Genomic DNA, 16,105 nt, shown 5'->3' on the forward strand with positions numbered 1-16,105 from the left:
GAACCCGACGATTGCTGGAGTCGACCATGAACCGCAAAACCCTCATCATCACCACCGGGCTCGCTGCCGCCATCATCGCCGGGGCCGCCACCTTCCACCGCGGCAAGCGCAATGCCGAGCTGGACCACCAGGCCGCCGTGAAGGCCGAAGGTTCCGTGGCCGTCACCCTGGTGCCGGTCCAGGAGCGCAGCTTCCGGCCCGCCGTGGCCTTCACCGGCACACTGCTGGCCGTGAACCGGGCCGAGCTGAAGGCCGAGGTCGCGGGCCGTGTCACCCGCGTGCTCGTGCAGGAGGGCGACAGCGTCGCCGCCGGGGCCCTGCTGGGCGTCCAGGACGAGGACGACTATGTGCTGGGCGTCCAGGCCGCCGAAGCCCAGACCGCCCAGGCCAAGGCCCAGGCCCTCCAGGCCCAGCGCGACAACGACCGTTCTGTGGCCCTGCTGGAGAAGCGCAGCATCACCCGCCAGGCGGCGCAGCAGGCGGAGACCGCCTTCCACGCCACCCAGGCCGCCGCCCAGGCCGCCGACAGCAACCTGGGCCTGGCCCGCCTGAGGCTTCGCAAGGCCCGCCTCGTGGCGCCCTTCGCGGGACAGGTGGCCCGGCGCGCCGTGCAGCCCGGCGAGATGCTGAGCCCCGGCCAGACGGCCTTCGAGGTGGTGGACAACCGCAAGCTGGAGATCCGGGCCGACCTGCCCGCCGAGGCCATGGCCCAGGTGAAGGTGGGGCAGAAGGCCACCTTCCGCAGCATCGGCGTGGACCGTCTCGTGGAGGGTCGCGTGGCCCAGGTGAGCCCCAGCCTCTCCCAGGATGGCCGCACCCTGCGCGTCCGCGTCGAGGTCCCCAATCCGGACGGCACGCTGAAGGGCGGCCTCTTCGTGGAGGGCGTCATCCTCGGGGAGGGCGAGACCAAGGCCCCGGCCCTGCCGGCCACCCTGGTGAAGGCCCAGGACCGGGATGCGGAAGTCTACGTCGCCGAGCAGGATGTCGCCCGCCGCCGCAAGGTGGTGCTGGGGCCCGAGCAGGACGGCTATCGTCCCGTGAGCGGCCTCGGCCTCGGCGCCCAGGTGGTCGACAACGGCAAGGACCTCGTGAGCGAAGGCAGCCGTCTCCGCGTGATGGCTGGCGCCGCCCCAACCAGCGCCAATGGCGGCTCTGCCGCGGGAGGGAAGTGACCCATGTTCCTGTCCGATTTCTCCATCCGCCGGCCCGTCTTCACGGTCTGCATCATGCTGGCGCTGGTGGTGCTGGGCCTCTTCTCCGTGAAGACCCTGGGCATCGACCAGTATCCCAACACCGACATTCCCACCGTCACCGTCTCCGTCGTCTACCCCGGCGCCAGCCCCGAGTCCGTCAAGCAGGACGTGGTGCGCAAGATCGAGGAGGCCGTCAATCCCATCGAGAAGATCAAGGAAATCAGCTCCACCAGTCAGGAGGGCCTGGGCACGCTCGTGATCCAGTTCCACCTGGGCCGCAACGTGGACAACGCCCTCAACGACGTGCGCACCAAGATCGGCCAGATCCGGCGCGACCTGCCCAGCAACATCGAGGAGCCCGTCATCTCCAAGTTCGATCCGGCTCAGCTTCCGGTGCTCTCCCTGGTGGTGAAACCGGATGCGAAGCATCCGGACATGAATGACCGGGAGCTGACCCGCATCGCCGAGGACTTCCTCAAGCGCCGCATCGAGAACATCCCCGGCGTGGGCAAGGTGGATCCCGTGGGCGGCAGCACCCGCGAAATCCTCATCCAGGTGGATCCCCAGAAGCTGGAGTCCCAGGGGCTCTCCCTCCAGGCCGTGAAGAACGCCCTGGGCGGCGACACCATGGCCATCCCCAGTGGCAACCTGCTCCAGGGCAGTCGCGAGATGTCCGTGAAGGTCGATGCCAAGGCCCGGGCCGTGGGGGATTTCGAGCACGTGGTCGTGGGCAACAAGGAAGGCCGGCCTATCGAATTGAAGGAAGTCGCCACGGTAGTGGACGGCATCAAGGAGAAGCGCAGCCTCGCCCGCCTGGGCGGCAAGGACGTGGTGGCCCTGGAGATCCAGCGGCAGACCGGGGGCAACACCGTGGCCATGGTGACCGCGGTGGAGAAGGCCCTGGAAGAGCTGAAGCCCGAGCTGGCTCAGCAGGGCGTCGAGGTGGTGACGGCCAAGGACAATGCCCGCTTCATCATCGACAACGTGGACGACGTGAATGTCTCCATCTACGTGGGCGGACTGCTCACGGTGATCATCGTGTTCTTCTTCCTGAAGAGCTGGCGCTCCACGCTCATCACCAGCCTCACGCTTCCGGTGTCCGTGATCTCCACCTTCATCATCATGCGGGCCCTGGACTTCACGCTGAACACCATGACCCTCATGGGCCTCAGCCTGGCCATCGGCATCCTCATCGACGACGCCATCGTGGTCCGAGAGAACATCACGCGGCACGCGGAGATGGGCAAGGACCACATCACGGCCGCCCGCGAGGGCACGGCGGAGATCGGACCCGCCGTCATCGCCACCACCCTGTCCATCCTCGCCGTGTTCGTGCCCGTGGCCTTCATGGGCGGCATCGTGGGCAAGTTCTTCTTCCCCTTCGGCATCGTCGTGGCCTTCGCCGTGGCCGTGTCGCTGTTCGTGAGCTTCACACTGGATCCCATGCTCAGCGCCGTCTGGCCGGATCCCGAGCACGAGAAGAGCTCCGACGGCCATGTGCACTACCAGGGTCGGAACCCCATCATGCGGGCCGTGGAGGCCTTCGGACGCATGCTGGACCGATGGGAGCTTCTCTACAAATCGGCCATCGAATGGGCCATGGGCCACCGCTGGACGGTGATGCTCGCGGGGGTGGGCAGTTTCGTGCTGGCCATGATGCTCTCGGGCCTTCTGGGCAACAACTTCATGCCCGACTACGACCGCGGCGACCTCCAGGCCACCTTCAAGGCGGAGCCCGGCTCCAGTCTCGCGGCCACTCGCGAGAAGGCCCTGGCCCTGGAGAAGGCCATCCAGTCCGTGCCCGGCGTGGACTTCGCCTACACGACCATCGGCACGGGCCTGAACGGCACCGTGGATTCCGGCGGCATCTACGTGAAGCTGAAGAACGGCCACCGGCCGAACCATGTGGTGATCCGCCGTCAGATCCGGGAGGCCTTCCGCTCGGTGCCCGGCGTGGACGCGGCCATCGGCACGGCCAATGACTGGGGCACCACCTTCCCCATCATGGTGGCCGTGCAGGCCCCGGAGCGGGACGCGGTCATCCAGGCCGTGCCCCTGGTGAAGGAGGCCCTTCGCAGCGTGCCTGGCGCGGTGGACGTCACCACCAGCCTGGACAGCGGCAAGCCCGAGCTGCGGCTCGTGGTGGACCGCAAGGCCGCTTCGGACCTGGGCGTGAGCCCGGCCCTGGTGTCTCAGATGGTCCGTCCCCTGGTGGACGGCGAGAAGGTGGCCAAGTACGAGGACGAGAAGGGCGAGCAGCGCGATGTGCGCGTCCGCCTCGCCGACCAGGAGCGCCGCTTCACGGCGCAGCTGGCCAACATGACCGTGCAGAGCACCAAGGACCTGGGCGGGGGCAAGCACCCGCTGGTGCGCCTCAACCAGGTGGTGCGCTTTGAGGAGGGCATCGCCCCCGCCAAGCTCCAGCGCCACGACCTGATGGAGGAAGTGGAAGTGGACGCCAACTTCGACGGCTCCACCCTGGGCGAGGTTTCCGCCGCCGCCGCCGCCAAGGTGGCCCAGCTCAAGGCCGGCGGCCAGCTGCCCGAAGGGGTCCGCGTGGAGTTCCTGGGCCAGACCCGGGACAGCAAGGAGACGGCCGGCTACATGGGCACCTCGCTCCTGCTGGCGGTCTTCTTCATCTATTTCGTGCTGGCCAGCCAGTTCGAGAGCTTCAAGCTCCCCGTGGCCATCATGGCCAGCCTGCCGCTCTCCATGGTGGGTATGGTGCTGATGCTGCTGGTGACCGGCGACTCCATGTCCATGATGACGAGCATCGGCATGATCCTGCTGATGGGCCTGGTGACCAAGAACGCCATCCTGCTGGTGGATCACGCGCTGCACCTGGAGCGGGAGGAGGGCATCTCCCGGCGCCAAGCCATCATCCGCGCGGGCACCGTGCGGTTGCGGCCCATCCTCATGACCAGCTTCGCCATGATCGGTGGCATGCTGCCGCTCTTCCTGGCGCTGGGCGCCGGCGCCGAGATGCGCGCCCCCATGGCCCGCGCCGTGGTGGGCGGGCTCATCACCTCCACCCTACTCACCCTGATCGTGGTGCCGGTCTTCTTCGAGATCATCGAGGACTTCACCCTGGCCAAGGTCTGGGCCTGGATCCGGCGGCGTGTGGGCCGCGGGGAGGAGGAACTGCAACCTGTCCGTCCCCTGGCGGAGGCGCCGGACGCCTGAGCTGCCGTAAAGGAACGGCCCCGGGGATGAGTGCTCGTCCCCGGGGCCTTCTTGAGGCATTCTGGAAGGTGCCATGACTGCTGCCGGCGCTGATCTGAGGGACCTGCTCCGCCTGGCCGAGGCTCCCGCGGAGGCCCTTGCGGTCTCCGGGGCCCGGCTGCGCTGGGCGTCGCCGCCGGCCCTGGCCCTGGTGCTGGCAGCCTGGATCGCCAAGGGCGGGCGGGTCCAGTCCCTGTGGGTGGACGCCCCCAGCGAAGCCGAGGCCCGCACCCTGGCCCAGGATCTCCAGGCCCTGCTGCCGGAGGCCGGCGTGGCCCATTTCCCTGGCTTCGCGGCCTACGCCGGCGGCGAAAGCAGCCCGCCGGGCATGGTGCTGCGGGACCGGCTCTCCACCCTGGTGGGCCTGCTGGAACGCCGGGTGCAGGTGCTGGTCACGGGGCCGCTGACCGCCTGTGAGCGCCTGCCTCATCCCACCTGGTTCCAGAAACAGAAGCTGGAGCTGCGCGTCGGTGCCGAGGTGCCGCGGGACCTGCTGCTCGAAACCCTGGTGGCCCTGGGCTACCGCCGCACGGAGATGGCCGCCGCGCCGGGCGAGTTCAGCTCCCGTGGCATGGTGGTGGACCTCTGGCCGGACCACCTGGACCAGCCCCTGCGCCTGGAGACCTTCGGCGACGAGCTGGAGCGGCTCAGCCCCTTCGACCCCGACACTCAGCGCCGCACGGGCGAATCCCTGGAATCGCTGACGCTCTATCCCCGCTTCGAGGGGGAGCGGGGGGACGGCCAGGCCCTGCTGGCGGCCGTGGCCTCCCGGGCGGACCGCACGGCCGAACCCGAGGACGACCTGGCCTTCCGCAAGGCGCGGCTGGCCACCCACGGCCACTTCCCCGGTGAGGAGCTGTTCCATCCCTTGCTGGCCCAGCCCAAAGGGCAGTTGGTGCACTGGATGCCGCCCTGCCTGCGGGTGCGCCTCGATCCCGCCTGGGAAGAGGCCCTGCGCGAAGCCGAACGGGCCCGCATCGAGGAGGGCCTGGCCACCCTTCGCCGGGGCGGCGTGGTGTGCCCCGACTTCGAGGACCGCTTCCTCCCCTCGGACCCCAGCCGGCCCACGGTGGCCCTCACCGAGTGGCAGAGCGAAGCCACGGTGCCCGTCACGGTCCAGCCCCTGCGGGAATTCCAGGGGCGCCTGCCGGACCTGGCGGAGCAGGTGCAGGAGCTGGCCCTCACGGGCTTCCGGGTGGTGCTGGCGGGCAGCACGCCGGGCATGCGGGACCGCTTCGCGGAGTTCCTGCGGGACTACGACCTGCCCCAGGCCTATGGCACCGAGACGGGCTGCCGGGCCCTCCGGCTGAACCTCAGCGCCGGCGTGCTCATCAAGGAGTGCCGCCTCGCCCTCTTCACGGAGCGCGAGGTCTTCGGGTGCAAGGCCATCCAGGCGGCGCCGAAGAAGTTCCGCAGCGCGGCCTTCCTCTCGGACCTCCGCGACCTCAAGCCCGGCGACCGCGTGGTGCATCTCGATCACGGCATCGGCGAGTTCGTGGGCTTCGCCACCCTCACCGTGGGCGGCGAGGAGCTGGAGGTGCTCCAGCTGCGCTACGCCGACGGCGGCCAGCTCAACGTGAGCCTGGAGCGGGCCGACCTCGTGCAGCGCTACACCGGCGCCGAGGGCCACCTGCCGCCGCTCGACAAGCTGGGCGGTGCCTCCTGGGCCAAGGTCAAGCGCAAGGCCAAGAAGGCCATCCGCGACATGGCCGACGAGCTGCTGAAGCTCTACGCCCAGCGGAAACTGGAGAAGGGCCACGCCTACCCGCCGGATGGGCCGGACATGGCCGCCTTCGATGCCAGCTTCCCCTTCACGCCCACGCCGGACCAGGTGGAGGCCATCGAGGCCGTGAAGGCGGACCTGGAGTCGCCGCGCCCCATGGACCGCCTCCTGGTGGGCGACGTGGGCTTCGGCAAGACGGAGGTGGCCATGCGCGCCGCCGCCAAGGTGGCCCTCGAAGGCCGCCAGGTAGCCGTGCTGTGCCCCACGACCGTGCTCTGCTTCCAGCACTTCCGCACATTCAAGGAGCGCTTCGCGGGCTTCCCCATCCGCATCGAGATGCTCAACCGCTTCGTCGATGCCGCGGAGCAGAAGCGCATCCTCCAGGAGGTGGCCGACGGCAAGGTGGAGATCGTCATCGGCACGCACCAGCTGCTGGGCGCCCGCGTGACGTTCGCGGACCTGGGCCTCGTGGTGGTGGACGAGGAGCAGCGCTTCGGCGTGGGCCACAAGGAGAAGCTGAAGAAGCTGCGCCTCAACGTGGACCAACTCGCGCTCTCGGCCACGCCCATCCCCCGAACTCTGCACATGAGCCTCACGGGCCTCCGCGAGATCAGCCTCATCGAGACGCCACCCAAGGACCGACTGGCCATCGAGACCGTGGTGGCACCCTGGAGCGACGAGCTGGTGCAGACCGCCGTCCAGTTCGAGCTGCGCCGCGGCGGGCAGGTCTACCTCGTGCATAACCGCGTGGAGTCCATCATCAGCATCGCCGCGCGCGTGCGTGAGCTGGTGCCCGACGCCCGCGTGGCCGTGGGCCACGGCCAGATGAGCGACGAGGGCCTGGAGCAGGTGATGCTCGGCTTCATGGAAGGCCGCATCGATGTACTGGTGGCGACCACCATCGTGGAGAACGGCCTGGACGTGCCCAACGCCAACACGCTCATCGTCCACCGGGCCGACGCCTTCGGCCTCAGCCAGCTCTACCAGCTGCGGGGCCGCGTGGGCCGCAGCGACGTGCCCGCCTACGCCTACCTGATGATCCCCCCCAAGCACGAGATCAGCGAGGACGCCCGCAAGCGCCTCCAGGCGCTCGAGGACTTCTCGGAGCTGGGATCCGGTTTCCGGGTCGCCGCCATGGACCTGGAGCTCCGCGGCGCGGGCAACCTGCTGGGCGGCGAGCAGTCCGGCCACATCCACGACATCGGCTTCGAGCTCTACGTGAAGCTGCTGGAAGAGACGCTCCAGGAACTGCAAGGCCAGCCCAGCACCGCCTTCGAAGTGAAGGTGGACGGCCTGGCGCCAGGCGCCCAGCTCAGCCGCCGCTGGATCGACCAGGCCGCCGAGCGGCTCGTGGCCTACAAGCGCATCTCGCGCCTTCGGGAGGAGAAGGACCTGGACCTCTACCGCCTGGATCTGGAGGACCGCTTCGGCCATGTGCCTGAGGACGACACCGACACCCAGCGCTTCTTCGAAGTGCTGAAGGTGAAGCTGCGGGCCCAGCACCTGGCGGTCAGCGAGGTCACGGTGCAGTCCGGCCGCCTCAAGCTGCGCCTCAGCCCCCAGACGCCCGTGGACGCCGCCAAGCTCCTGGTCTGGATCCGCGCCCGGAAGGACGCCCAGATGAACCCCGACGGCGCCGTGCTGCTGCCGATGCCACCCAGTGAGGGCGGCCCCGTGATCCAGGCCCAGCGCGTGCTGGCGGAGTGGGCCGGGATGGCGGAGTGAGGCCTAACGACGCCAGAAGCGTCAACCGTTGACGCTTCTGGCTGTCGCCGTGATCGCCATTCGCTTCGGTCGGGTTATCCTTCGCGGCCTGGCAAAGATCGCCTGATACGAGCCTCTTGTTCGGCGCGGTACTGGACGGTTCGGTTCTGGTCGGCCTCGGCGAGCGCACGCCGGAGGGAGGCCGCATCAAGATCGCGGCAGTAGGCTGGCGTTCCGGGTTGCTGCCGCCAGGACTCGCGCAGAGCACCGCCATCGATGGGATCGAAGCCGAGATCGTCGACGAGGCCGAGCACGGTCGCCTTGGCTTCAGCAGAATCGCCGCAGACCGAGAGGGCCTTGCGCCCCCTTGTCCCCTTCGGAGCCCCCTTTCCGGCGAGGCTCCCGGCGTAGATGTTGTTGAATGCCTTGATCACGGGATGGCCGATCTGCTGCGCGACCCACTGACTGTCGGTCAGCCCCTGGTCGATCGCGTGGATGCGGCCATCGCGGAGCTCGGGATGGTAGTTGCCGATATCGATGACGACAGTGCTGCTCGAGAGACTTGAAAGCAACCCATGTGGAAGATGGGGGACAGCCTTCGTGGGAATCGCAAGGATGAGGATGTCTCCGGCATGTGCGACATCAGCCACGGGAGCGGGGGTCGCGCCGGTATCGGCTGCGAACGCCGTCAGGCTCTCAGGACCTCTCGAGCTCGCGATCAAGACACGATGGCCGAGTTCGGCAAGGTGGCGCGCAAGGATTCCTCCCATGCTCCCAGCACCGATGATTCCGATCGTGGGATGAGTCATATCTTCTTTCCTCGTGTCGATGAAAGGGGGGGGTGGCCCGCACAGGCGGGGACGTCTCCACGCCGGTGCGGGGGACCTCCGGCTAGACCCTCGCCGTCTCCGGAGCCTTCATCGCGCCGGGCATCCCCATGAGCTTCCGGGCGGTGCCGATCTGGCCCAGGTGGTAGGCCTCCTCCATGAGGAAGGTGCCCACGATCTGCTCCAGAGGGAGGGGAACCTGCATGGCGGGATGAATCCGCGGTTCGCGCCAGTCGGCGACGGCGTCGAAGGCCTCGGCCAGGGCCGCCTGCGTCTCGTCCATCGCGGCCTCGAGCTGCGCCAGGAACCGGGGCCCGGTCGCCGCCGGCCAGTCGCCGGACTCAAGCAGGGTTTCCAGGAGCCAGCGCCGGTTCTCCACGAGGTGGGTGAGGATCCACGTGATGCTGTTCACGTGGGGCGCCGGCGGCTGGTCCGCCTGATCCTGGGTGACGTCGGCCAGGTTCCTGGCCATCAGGACCTGACGGTTGAGGGAGAAGAGCGTGGTCCAGGGCTGGGACATGGGTCCTCCTCGAGAAGGGCGCCGGTGGCGCGGGTTGGTCGGGCGGGGCAGACGGGGATCCGCCCGCTTGGAAGCAGGAGATGGAGGCATCGGGGACGGGTGTCTGTTCCCGGAGGCCAGACGGGTATCAGGTTTCGACGAAGGCCTTGAGCCGCCCGAGGGCGACGTCCCACTCCCTGGACAGGCGTTCCAGGTACTGGTGGGCATCCTCGAGGCGCTTGGGCTCGAAGGTCCAGATGCGCTCCCGTCCCCGGCGGCTGCTCTTGACGAGCCCCGCCTCGGCCAGCACGTCGAGGTGCTTGGTGATGGCCTGTCGGGAGACGTCGAACTGGCCGCTGAGACGCGTGACGGTGAGCGGTCCGCCAGAGCAGAGGCTCACGAGCAGGCCCAGGCGCGTGGCATCCCCCAGGGCGGCGAAGAGCGGGGCCGCGTCCCTCAGCCGCGTGGGGGAGAGGGCCTCAGCTCGTGACATGGCGTTCGATCCTGACCAGCTGGCTCGTCCAGCCCCCGTCGTTCATGCGGAAGGCCTCGTCGCGCCGGTCCGGGGGCAGCTTGTCGAAGCCGGATTCCACCACCTTGAGCAGGGTGCCGCCCTCGGCCGCTTCGAGGTGGAACTCCACGAGGGTCATGGGCTCGACCGAGTAGTCCCGCTTCATGTCCATGGGATAGGGGTGCCAGCGGTAGGAGAAGAGGCGCTCGGCTTCCATGCGCTCGATCCTCATCTCCACGTGGATGTGCGAGTAGTCGGGGTGGGTGATCCGTCCGAAGACCGGCTAGCCGGGCACGAAGCGCCCCTCCAGCTTCATCCCGAACCACGTGCCGAACTCCTCGGCGTCCGACAGTGCCTTCCAGACCCGTGTCCGGGGCGCACGGAGATGGATCTCCTTCCTGATACAGTCGGTGCTCGATGCCGTCATGTGTAACCTCCTGGTTGCATGTTAAGCGGGCCAGAGGATGATGCAACCCATTGGTTGCTTTTTTTGAAAGAATGCGACCGGACTCCCACCGATCCTTCCGGGAATCCCTGCCACGGGTGCTTTCGAAACGCTGTATTGAATTGGATTAAACAGGCATTGATGGTGATTGATTATTTTTTTGCTCTTGTCTGGTTGACGAAGGGTGACGGCGGCCTATCGTGTCACTGGACTGGTCGGTCTAATGCATGAAAAAAACAAGGAGAATGTATGAAGATCGCCAAGAATGCGGTCCCGATCGCGCTGCAGGTACCGGGGGTCACCATGCGCCAGCAGAGGGACTTCGGGGACACGAACGGCTACGGGAAGCTCAGCGGGGAGTACTTCAGCCTGGCGGCGGGTGTGGATACCACGCCGCTGTTCAAGGGCCTGGACGGCGACCTGTGCCAGTGCCCGCACTGGGGGTTCGTGCTGAAAGGCCGGATCACCACCACGGACGCGGCGGGGCGCCAGGAGACTGTGGCCGCCGACGACCTGTTCTACTGGCCGCCCGGACACAATGTGCGGGTGGACGCCGACGCGGACCTCATCATGTTCAGCCCCCAGCACGAACACACCTGCGTCATCGACCACCTGATCGAGAAGACGAGGGGATGACGCACGCCACCAAGCAGCACCTGATCGAGGCGGGGCTCCTGATGCTCCTGGAACGCGGCTACAACGGCCTGGGCATCGAAGCCCTGCTCACGGCCACGGGGATCCCCAAGGGCTCTTTCTATCACCACTTCAAGGACAAGGAGGATTTCGCCCTCCAGGTGGTGGACGCCTACATGGCCCAGGTCCACGCGGGTCTGGACGCCTGTCTTCAGGACCGGACGCGGCCACCTCTCGATCGGGTGAGGACCTTCTTCGAGCTCACCCAGCAGGCCTACCGGGAGCAGGGCTACATGGGTTGCCTGCTGGGCGGCCTCGGCCAGGAGCTGTCGGGCGTGAGCGAGGCCTTCCGGGCCAAGATCGAGGCCTGCTTCGACGCCATCGCGGCACGCATGGCCGCCTGCCTCGACGAGGCCCGGCAGAGGCATGAGCTTCCCGAGGGTTGCGATGTGCGGCAGCTGGCGGACCTCCTGGTGAACTGCTGGGAGGGCGCGGCCCTGCGCAGCCGCCTGCGGCGGGATCCGGCCTCCCTGGCCGCTATGCTGGACTTCTACCTGAATGCCGTGATCGGCGGTGGGACCGGAGCGCCCGAGGGCCTGTGAGCCCCGGCGCCGGATCGGTGGCCGGTCCGGATCCACCGTTCGCCGATCCGCGGCCATGGCCAGGACGACCAGGCCTACCTTGGAGGCGTCCCGTCGGGGGTTCCATGTCGTCCTTCCTCATGTCCGAAGCCGCCGCCCTGGTCCGAACGGTGCAGGCCATCACGGCGTTCATCCTGGCCCTGGTGTTCGGGGCGGTCTCCCTGCGCGCCGCCGAGTCGGAACCCCGCATCGTCTCCTTGAAGGGCTTCGAGGCCGTCGAGGTGAAGAGCCAGGGCTTCACCCTGCCGCGGCCCATGAAGATCCACGTCTACGCCAAGGGCGGAGGTCTCCGGCGCCTGGTCCACGCCCGGCCTGAGGAGCCCCTCTTCGCCTACGGCTGGATCCTCAACGCCAGCACCCGCGAAGTGGTGTGGCAGATGGACGGTGCGAACACGAAACGGGACTGGGATTACCGCGTGGCGGACCAGTACCTGGACCTGCCCGCCGGAAGCTACGAGACCTACTTCGCCAACCACGGCTTCGGCCAGAGCCTGCTGCTCGCCCAGTGGACCCGCAACATCGACCGGCGCAGCCTGGCCTCAGAGCAGGCCCAGCGCCCCCGGGGCTTCCTGGCGGCCTTCGGAGCGGACCGCACCAGCCTCCTCCGCCACTGGAAGGAGCAGGTGGGGAACTACGGACTGGAGATCTATCTGCCAGGCGGCAACCCCGCTGAGGTGGCGGCCTTCGAGGCCCCGCTGCGCTGGAAGAACGTCCTCGTGTCCCTGGCCGCCACCACCGATGGGGGCCAGTGGTCCCAGGCCTTCCATGTCCGGAAGCCCGTGACGCTCCACGTCTACGCCGAGGGCGAGGGAAGCGGCCGGCGCATGCACGACTACGGCTGGATCCTCAACGCCCGCACCCGCGTCCGCGTGTGGGAGATGAGCATGGACAAGGCCCAGTTCGCCGGCGGGGCGCGGAAGAACCGCCGCCAGGTGGAGACGGTCACGCTCCCGCCCGGCGACTACGAAGCGGCCTTCGTCACGGACGACTCCCACTCCCCCGCGGACTGGAACGCCGCGCCGCCCTGCGATCCCGGGATGTACGGCCTGACGCTGTCGGCGCCCTCGGAGGCGGACCTGGCCGCCATCTCCCTGACAAAGCCCCTGGCCTGGACCGCGCTGGCGGAGCTGGTGCGGGTGGGCAGCGGCCAGGACCGCAGCGCGGCCTTCACCCTCGGGGCAGCCCGCGATGTGCGGGTCTATGCCATCGCCGAAGGCAGCGGCGACGGGATGGCCGACGAGGCCTGGATCGAGGATGCCGCGGGGAAACGCGTCTGGACCATGGCGTACGATCAGACGCGGCATGCCGGCGGAGCCACGAAGAACCGTCTGGCCGACGAGGTGGTCCACCTGGCCAAGGGGACCTACACCATGCGCTTCCGCACGGACGACAGCCATGCCTACGGTCACTGGAACAGCGACCCACCCTGGGATCCGGAGCGCTACGGCATCACGGTCTACACGGGTCGTTGATCCACGGGATCGTGGGGCAGGCTGCCCCGGGGCGAGCGGAAGTAGGCGAAGGGCGTGGCGTGGAGGAAGTTCGACACGCGGCTGGTGTAGATGTCGGCGTAGCGCTCGATCTGGCGGGTGAGGTGGCTCTTGTCGTTGCCGGCGCGGGTGAGCAGGCCCCAGCGGGCGTTCACCAACTCGGATCCGGCCTTGGCCAGGGGCCCGATCTCGGCGTCCAGGGCCACCAGCTGGCCCCGCAGGTCCTGGAGCCGGGCCTCCAGCGCGGCGGCGTCGGCCGCCGGTGCGGGGCCGTAGCCCGCGTGGAGGCGCTGGAGGGCCAGGCGCGCCCGGGAGAGCCGGGCCTCCAGGGTCTCCTTCTCGCGCATCAGGGCCATGAGCTTCAGCTCCGTCTCGCGGAAGGTCTCCAGGGCTTCCACCTCGCGCTCCAGCTCCCGCAGCACCAGGGCTGTGCGCCAGCTGAGGGTGCGTTTGCTCACATGCACGTCGCCGAACATGTGATCGCCCACGTAGAGGATCTCGTCGCCGGCGATGCCCAGGTCCCGCTCCACCTGGGAGGCGCTGCCGCCCAGGTAGAGCCCGCCGGGGCGCAGGGGGCCCATGAGGGGGCGCAGGAGGCCGGACTCGTCCACCACCTCGAAGAAGGGGCCGCGCTCCGTGAAGAAGGCCGGCTTCCGGGCGGCCACGATCACCAGGTCGAAGAGCTGGCGCCAGGTCATGCCCTCCGGCAGGTGGCGATCGTAGGCATGGGCCATCATCTTCGCGGTGAAGCTCCACTCGGAGTTCGTGATGAGCATCAGCTTCTTGCCCGCGGCCTTCTGGTCCAGCAGGGCCAGGGCGGCCTCGGGGTCCTGCACCACGTAGCGCTCGGGCGCGGCGGCGATCTCCGCCTTCAGGTGGCCCTCCAGGTGTTGGGCGTCCACGCGGGAGCGCACGTGCCGGTAGAGGCTGGCGTACTCGAATGGCCGGGGCAGGGCGCCTCGGTCCAGCAGGTCCACGGCCTGGGCGAAGAGGCAGCCCTCCGAGAGGGAGAACAGCGTGTTGAGGAAGACCCAGCGGGGATCCGAGAGATCCACCAGCGTGCCCGTGTAGGCGTCCCGTTGCTCGCCGAACTCCAGCATGCGCGTGCCGTGCATGGCCCGCTTCACGAAGCCGAAGCGGTTGGCCTTCACCAGGTTCCCCAGCTCCGTGTCCACGATGAGGCCGCGGGTGACCATGCGCGGGTCGAACTGGAGCGTGTCCACGGGCCAGCCCTCGGAGCCCAGCCGCGCCACCGCCTGGTCGTAGACCATCTGCTCGAAGGCCGCCACCCGGTAGTCCACCAGGGTGTAGTCCATGTCGTAGCCGATGGCCCGCACGGACCGCAGGTTCAGCGTCCGGTTGCAGAAGATGCCGCGGCCGCGGGGTGGGACGAGGGGCGCGGAGGGAGCGGGTTCGGCCATGGGGCAGGATACCAAGGGCGGATGGTGGACGCAGGCTCTCCCGGAGGCCAGTCTGGAGGCGGAGCCCACGCATGACCCACCGCCCCCTGTTCTTCCTCACCAACGACGACGGCATCGGATCCCCGGGCCTCCGGGCGGCGGTGCGGGCCGTGCGCGACCTGGGCGAGGTGCTGGTGGTGGCGCCGGCGACGCAGCAGACGGCCATGGGCCGCAGCTTCACGGGCCGGCCCGACGCGGCGCTGGAGCCCGTATCCTTCGAGGTGGACGGCGCGGCGGTCCAGGCCTACGCCTGCGAGGGCTCGCCGGCCTCGGTGGTGCGCCACGGCCTACACCTCCTGTGCCGGGACCGCCGTCCGGACCTGCTGGTCTCCGGCATCAACTACGGCGAGAACGTGGGCATCAGCATCGGCGCCTCGGGCACGGTGGGCGCGGCCATGGAGGCCGCCGCCCGCGGCATTCCGGCTCTGGCGGCCTCCCAGCAGATGCACCCCGACCACTTCATGCGCCACGAGTCCCGCGACTGGGGTGCCGCAGAGCACTTCCTGCGCCTCTTCGCCCGGAAGCTCGTGCGCGCCCGGCTGCCGCAGGACGTGGACCTGCTGAAGCTGGACGTGCCCGAGGACGCCACGCCGGAGACCCCCTGGCGCCTGAGCCGGCTCTCGCGGCAGCGCTACTTCGAGCTCGCCTTCGAGGATCCGGGCCTCCATAGCCGCCTGAAGGACGGGCGCGTCACCGTGCAGGTGGACCATGACGCCCTGGAGCCGGATTCCGATGTCCACGCCCTCGTCCGCGAGCGCGTGGTGGCCGTCACGCCCCTGAGTCTGGACGCCACCTCCCGCGCCGATTTCGGCACTATCCGCGAGGCACTCGGGGAGTGAAGGTGACCTGTAATGCGCTGATTTGTTTTAATGGATATTATTCGTCGCTGATTGCTGCAAACGATATATAAACCTCAGAGTTGTGTCTTTTTAATAAGTGCAAATAATTTAAAAACATAACTATAGAGAGAACTATTAGAGTTGGCTTCCATCCCGACGGAATCATGCCGGATTGGAAAAAGTAATGCTGGGGTGGGTTAAACGCAGCATATATGAGCGCGACTATAGAATTTCTGGCAAATCCATATAATCCTACAAAATTCATAGACCTACGATATCCTTGGGGATGGTGTTGGGCGACTTTTGAAAAAGCCAACCAATAAAGTTCTTTTTGATTCGGAGAAAATCGAAATATTGAATGGAATTTTGTCAGTAAATGGTTCGAAAAATTGCTGTCGTACGGTTGAAAATAATCATGCATTATCAATTTGGGTACAATTCGAGCGATTTTTTTAATATAGTGAGTTGATTTTTTTTGAGAAGACAATAATTGTCTTTTACCTAGTCGCGTGGCTTGCAGCATTTTTGATTTGTGCTTGTTAAATTGTTCGTAAGGAATAAGGTGTTCGGTCGGGTACCCAAGTAATCCCCTAACAAATATGTTTTCTATAATGAGGCTCGATATTGAGGCAAGAATGTGTCCCATAATATATGCTATAATTAGATAAAAAATTGAGGCAAATACCCAAAAATTTTTCTCCATATTGTAAGAAAACAGATTTAGTGTAAAATTTATTAATGTTTTACTGTGTAGAATGAAGAAACACAAAAACATCATTCCTGGCAAGAGGTAACCAAAAATATTGTATTGTTCGATTGAAAAACGCGCTTTTTCTTCACTCATGGTTGCTCCTAAATGCTTTTGTAGAATCGGAATTTATAGTGATGGTGCTCCATTTTTAGAATGGGTCAATAACA

Annotated in this window: 12 protein-coding genes and 1 pseudogene; 7 read left to right on the forward strand and 6 right to left on the reverse strand. The window is 66.9% G+C overall.

Annotated features, from left to right (window positions below; genetic code table 11):
- Nucleotides 1-26 precede the first annotated feature (26 nt).
- The 3 genes from MLG87_RS09600 to mfd all read left to right on the forward strand — a co-directional run bounded on the left by MLG87_RS09600 (nucleotide 27) and on the right by mfd (nucleotide 7,863).
- On the forward strand, nucleotides 27-1,172 hold the full coding sequence (locus MLG87_RS09600; protein ID WP_243294958.1) for an efflux RND transporter periplasmic adaptor subunit: 1,146 nt from the start codon (nucleotides 27-29) through the stop codon (nucleotides 1,170-1,172).
- A gap of 3 nt (nucleotides 1,173-1,175) precedes the next feature.
- Nucleotides 1,176-4,376: an efflux RND transporter permease subunit gene (locus MLG87_RS09605; protein WP_243294959.1), complete on the forward strand. Its 3,201-nt coding sequence runs from the start codon at nucleotides 1,176-1,178 to the stop codon at nucleotides 4,374-4,376.
- Nucleotides 4,377-4,449: 73 nt separating this feature from the next.
- The gene (gene mfd / locus MLG87_RS09610) at nucleotides 4,450-7,863 is read left to right on the forward strand and encodes a transcription-repair coupling factor (protein ID WP_243294960.1); all 3,414 of its coding nucleotides are present in this window, start codon (nucleotides 4,450-4,452) and stop codon (nucleotides 7,861-7,863) included.
- 74 nt (nucleotides 7,864-7,937) lie between these two features.
- On the opposite strand, the gene MLG87_RS09615 is transcribed toward mfd, so the two are convergent.
- The 4 genes and pseudogenes from MLG87_RS09615 to MLG87_RS16365 all read right to left on the reverse strand — a co-directional run bounded on the left by MLG87_RS09615 (nucleotide 7,938) and on the right by MLG87_RS16365 (nucleotide 10,106).
- Complete coding sequence (locus tag MLG87_RS09615; RefSeq protein WP_243294961.1) at nucleotides 7,938-8,651, reverse strand: NADPH-dependent F420 reductase; 714 nt, start codon at nucleotides 8,649-8,651, stop codon at nucleotides 7,938-7,940.
- Between the two features lie 82 nt (nucleotides 8,652-8,733).
- A complete protein-coding gene (locus MLG87_RS09620) occupies nucleotides 8,734-9,189 on the reverse strand; it encodes a DinB family protein (RefSeq protein ID WP_243294962.1) in 456 nt (151 codons plus the stop codon).
- Nucleotides 9,190-9,316: 127 nt separating this feature from the next.
- A complete protein-coding gene (locus MLG87_RS09625) occupies nucleotides 9,317-9,661 on the reverse strand; it encodes an ArsR/SmtB family transcription factor (RefSeq protein WP_243294963.1) in 345 nt (114 codons plus the stop codon).
- Nucleotides 9,648-10,106, reverse strand: a pseudogene (locus tag MLG87_RS16365) (SRPBCC family protein). The gene MLG87_RS09625 and the pseudogene MLG87_RS16365 overlap by 14 nt, the downstream one beginning before the upstream one ends.
- Nucleotides 10,107-10,373: 267 nt before the next feature.
- Here MLG87_RS16365 and MLG87_RS09640 point away from each other — a divergent pair.
- From MLG87_RS09640 to MLG87_RS09650, 3 genes are all read left to right on the forward strand, one after another.
- Nucleotides 10,374-10,760, forward strand: a complete 387-nt coding sequence (locus MLG87_RS09640) for a cupin domain-containing protein (RefSeq protein ID WP_243294966.1) — start codon at nucleotides 10,374-10,376, stop codon at nucleotides 10,758-10,760.
- A complete protein-coding gene (locus MLG87_RS09645) occupies nucleotides 10,757-11,359 on the forward strand; it encodes a TetR/AcrR family transcriptional regulator (RefSeq protein ID WP_243294967.1) in 603 nt (200 codons plus the stop codon). Before MLG87_RS09640 ends, MLG87_RS09645 begins: the two co-directional genes overlap by 4 nt.
- A 104-nt stretch (nucleotides 11,360-11,463) precedes the next feature.
- A complete protein-coding gene (locus tag MLG87_RS09650) occupies nucleotides 11,464-12,870 on the forward strand; it encodes a hypothetical protein (RefSeq protein WP_243294968.1) in 1,407 nt (468 codons plus the stop codon).
- Here MLG87_RS09650 and MLG87_RS09655 read toward each other — a convergent pair.
- Nucleotides 12,855-14,309: an HAD-IG family 5'-nucleotidase gene (locus MLG87_RS09655; protein WP_243294969.1), complete on the reverse strand. Its 1,455-nt coding sequence runs from the start codon at nucleotides 14,307-14,309 to the stop codon at nucleotides 12,855-12,857. The two genes, MLG87_RS09650 and MLG87_RS09655, sit on opposite strands and share 16 nt — an antisense overlap.
- Before the next feature lie 71 nt (nucleotides 14,310-14,380).
- On the opposite strand from MLG87_RS09655, the gene surE reads away from it, so the two are divergent.
- The gene (gene surE, locus MLG87_RS09660; RefSeq protein WP_243294970.1) at nucleotides 14,381-15,187 is read left to right on the forward strand and encodes a 5'/3'-nucleotidase SurE; all 807 of its coding nucleotides are present in this window, start codon (nucleotides 14,381-14,383) and stop codon (nucleotides 15,185-15,187) included.
- 37 nt (nucleotides 15,188-15,224) lie between these two features.
- On the opposite strand, the gene MLG87_RS09665 is transcribed toward surE, so the two are convergent.
- On the reverse strand, nucleotides 15,225-16,031 hold the full coding sequence (locus MLG87_RS09665) for a hypothetical protein (RefSeq protein WP_243294971.1): 807 nt from the start codon (nucleotides 16,029-16,031) through the stop codon (nucleotides 15,225-15,227).
- Nucleotides 16,032-16,105: the final 74 nt, after the last annotated feature.

It is taken from the genome of Geothrix mesophila (assembly GCF_022808835.1).
GTDB lineage: Bacteria > Acidobacteriota > Holophagae > Holophagales > Holophagaceae > Geothrix > Geothrix paludis.

Coding starts and splice junctions, on each gene's coding strand:
- MLG87_RS09655 (WP_243294969.1), bottom strand. CDS start 14,309: ATGGCCGAACCCGCTCCCTCCGCGCCCCTCGTCCCACCCCGCGGCCGC.
- MLG87_RS09605 (WP_243294959.1), top strand. CDS start 1,176: ATGTTCCTGTCCGATTTCTCCATCCGCCGGCCCGTCTTCACGGTCTGC.
- MLG87_RS09600 (WP_243294958.1), top strand. CDS start 27: ATGAACCGCAAAACCCTCATCATCACCACCGGGCTCGCTGCCGCCATC.
- MLG87_RS09620 (WP_243294962.1), bottom strand. CDS start 9,189: ATGTCCCAGCCCTGGACCACGCTCTTCTCCCTCAACCGTCAGGTCCTG.
- surE (WP_243294970.1), top strand. CDS start 14,381: ATGACCCACCGCCCCCTGTTCTTCCTCACCAACGACGACGGCATCGGA.
- MLG87_RS09645 (WP_243294967.1), top strand. CDS start 10,757: ATGACGCACGCCACCAAGCAGCACCTGATCGAGGCGGGGCTCCTGATG.
- mfd (WP_243294960.1), top strand. CDS start 4,450: ATGACTGCTGCCGGCGCTGATCTGAGGGACCTGCTCCGCCTGGCCGAG.
- MLG87_RS09665 (WP_243294971.1), bottom strand. CDS start 16,031: ATGAGTGAAGAAAAAGCGCGTTTTTCAATCGAACAATACAATATTTTT.
- MLG87_RS09615 (WP_243294961.1), bottom strand. CDS start 8,651: ATGACTCATCCCACGATCGGAATCATCGGTGCTGGGAGCATGGGAGGA.
- MLG87_RS09625 (WP_243294963.1), bottom strand. CDS start 9,661: ATGTCACGAGCTGAGGCCCTCTCCCCCACGCGGCTGAGGGACGCGGCC.
- MLG87_RS09650 (WP_243294968.1), top strand. CDS start 11,464: ATGTCGTCCTTCCTCATGTCCGAAGCCGCCGCCCTGGTCCGAACGGTG.
- MLG87_RS09640 (WP_243294966.1), top strand. CDS start 10,374: ATGAAGATCGCCAAGAATGCGGTCCCGATCGCGCTGCAGGTACCGGGG.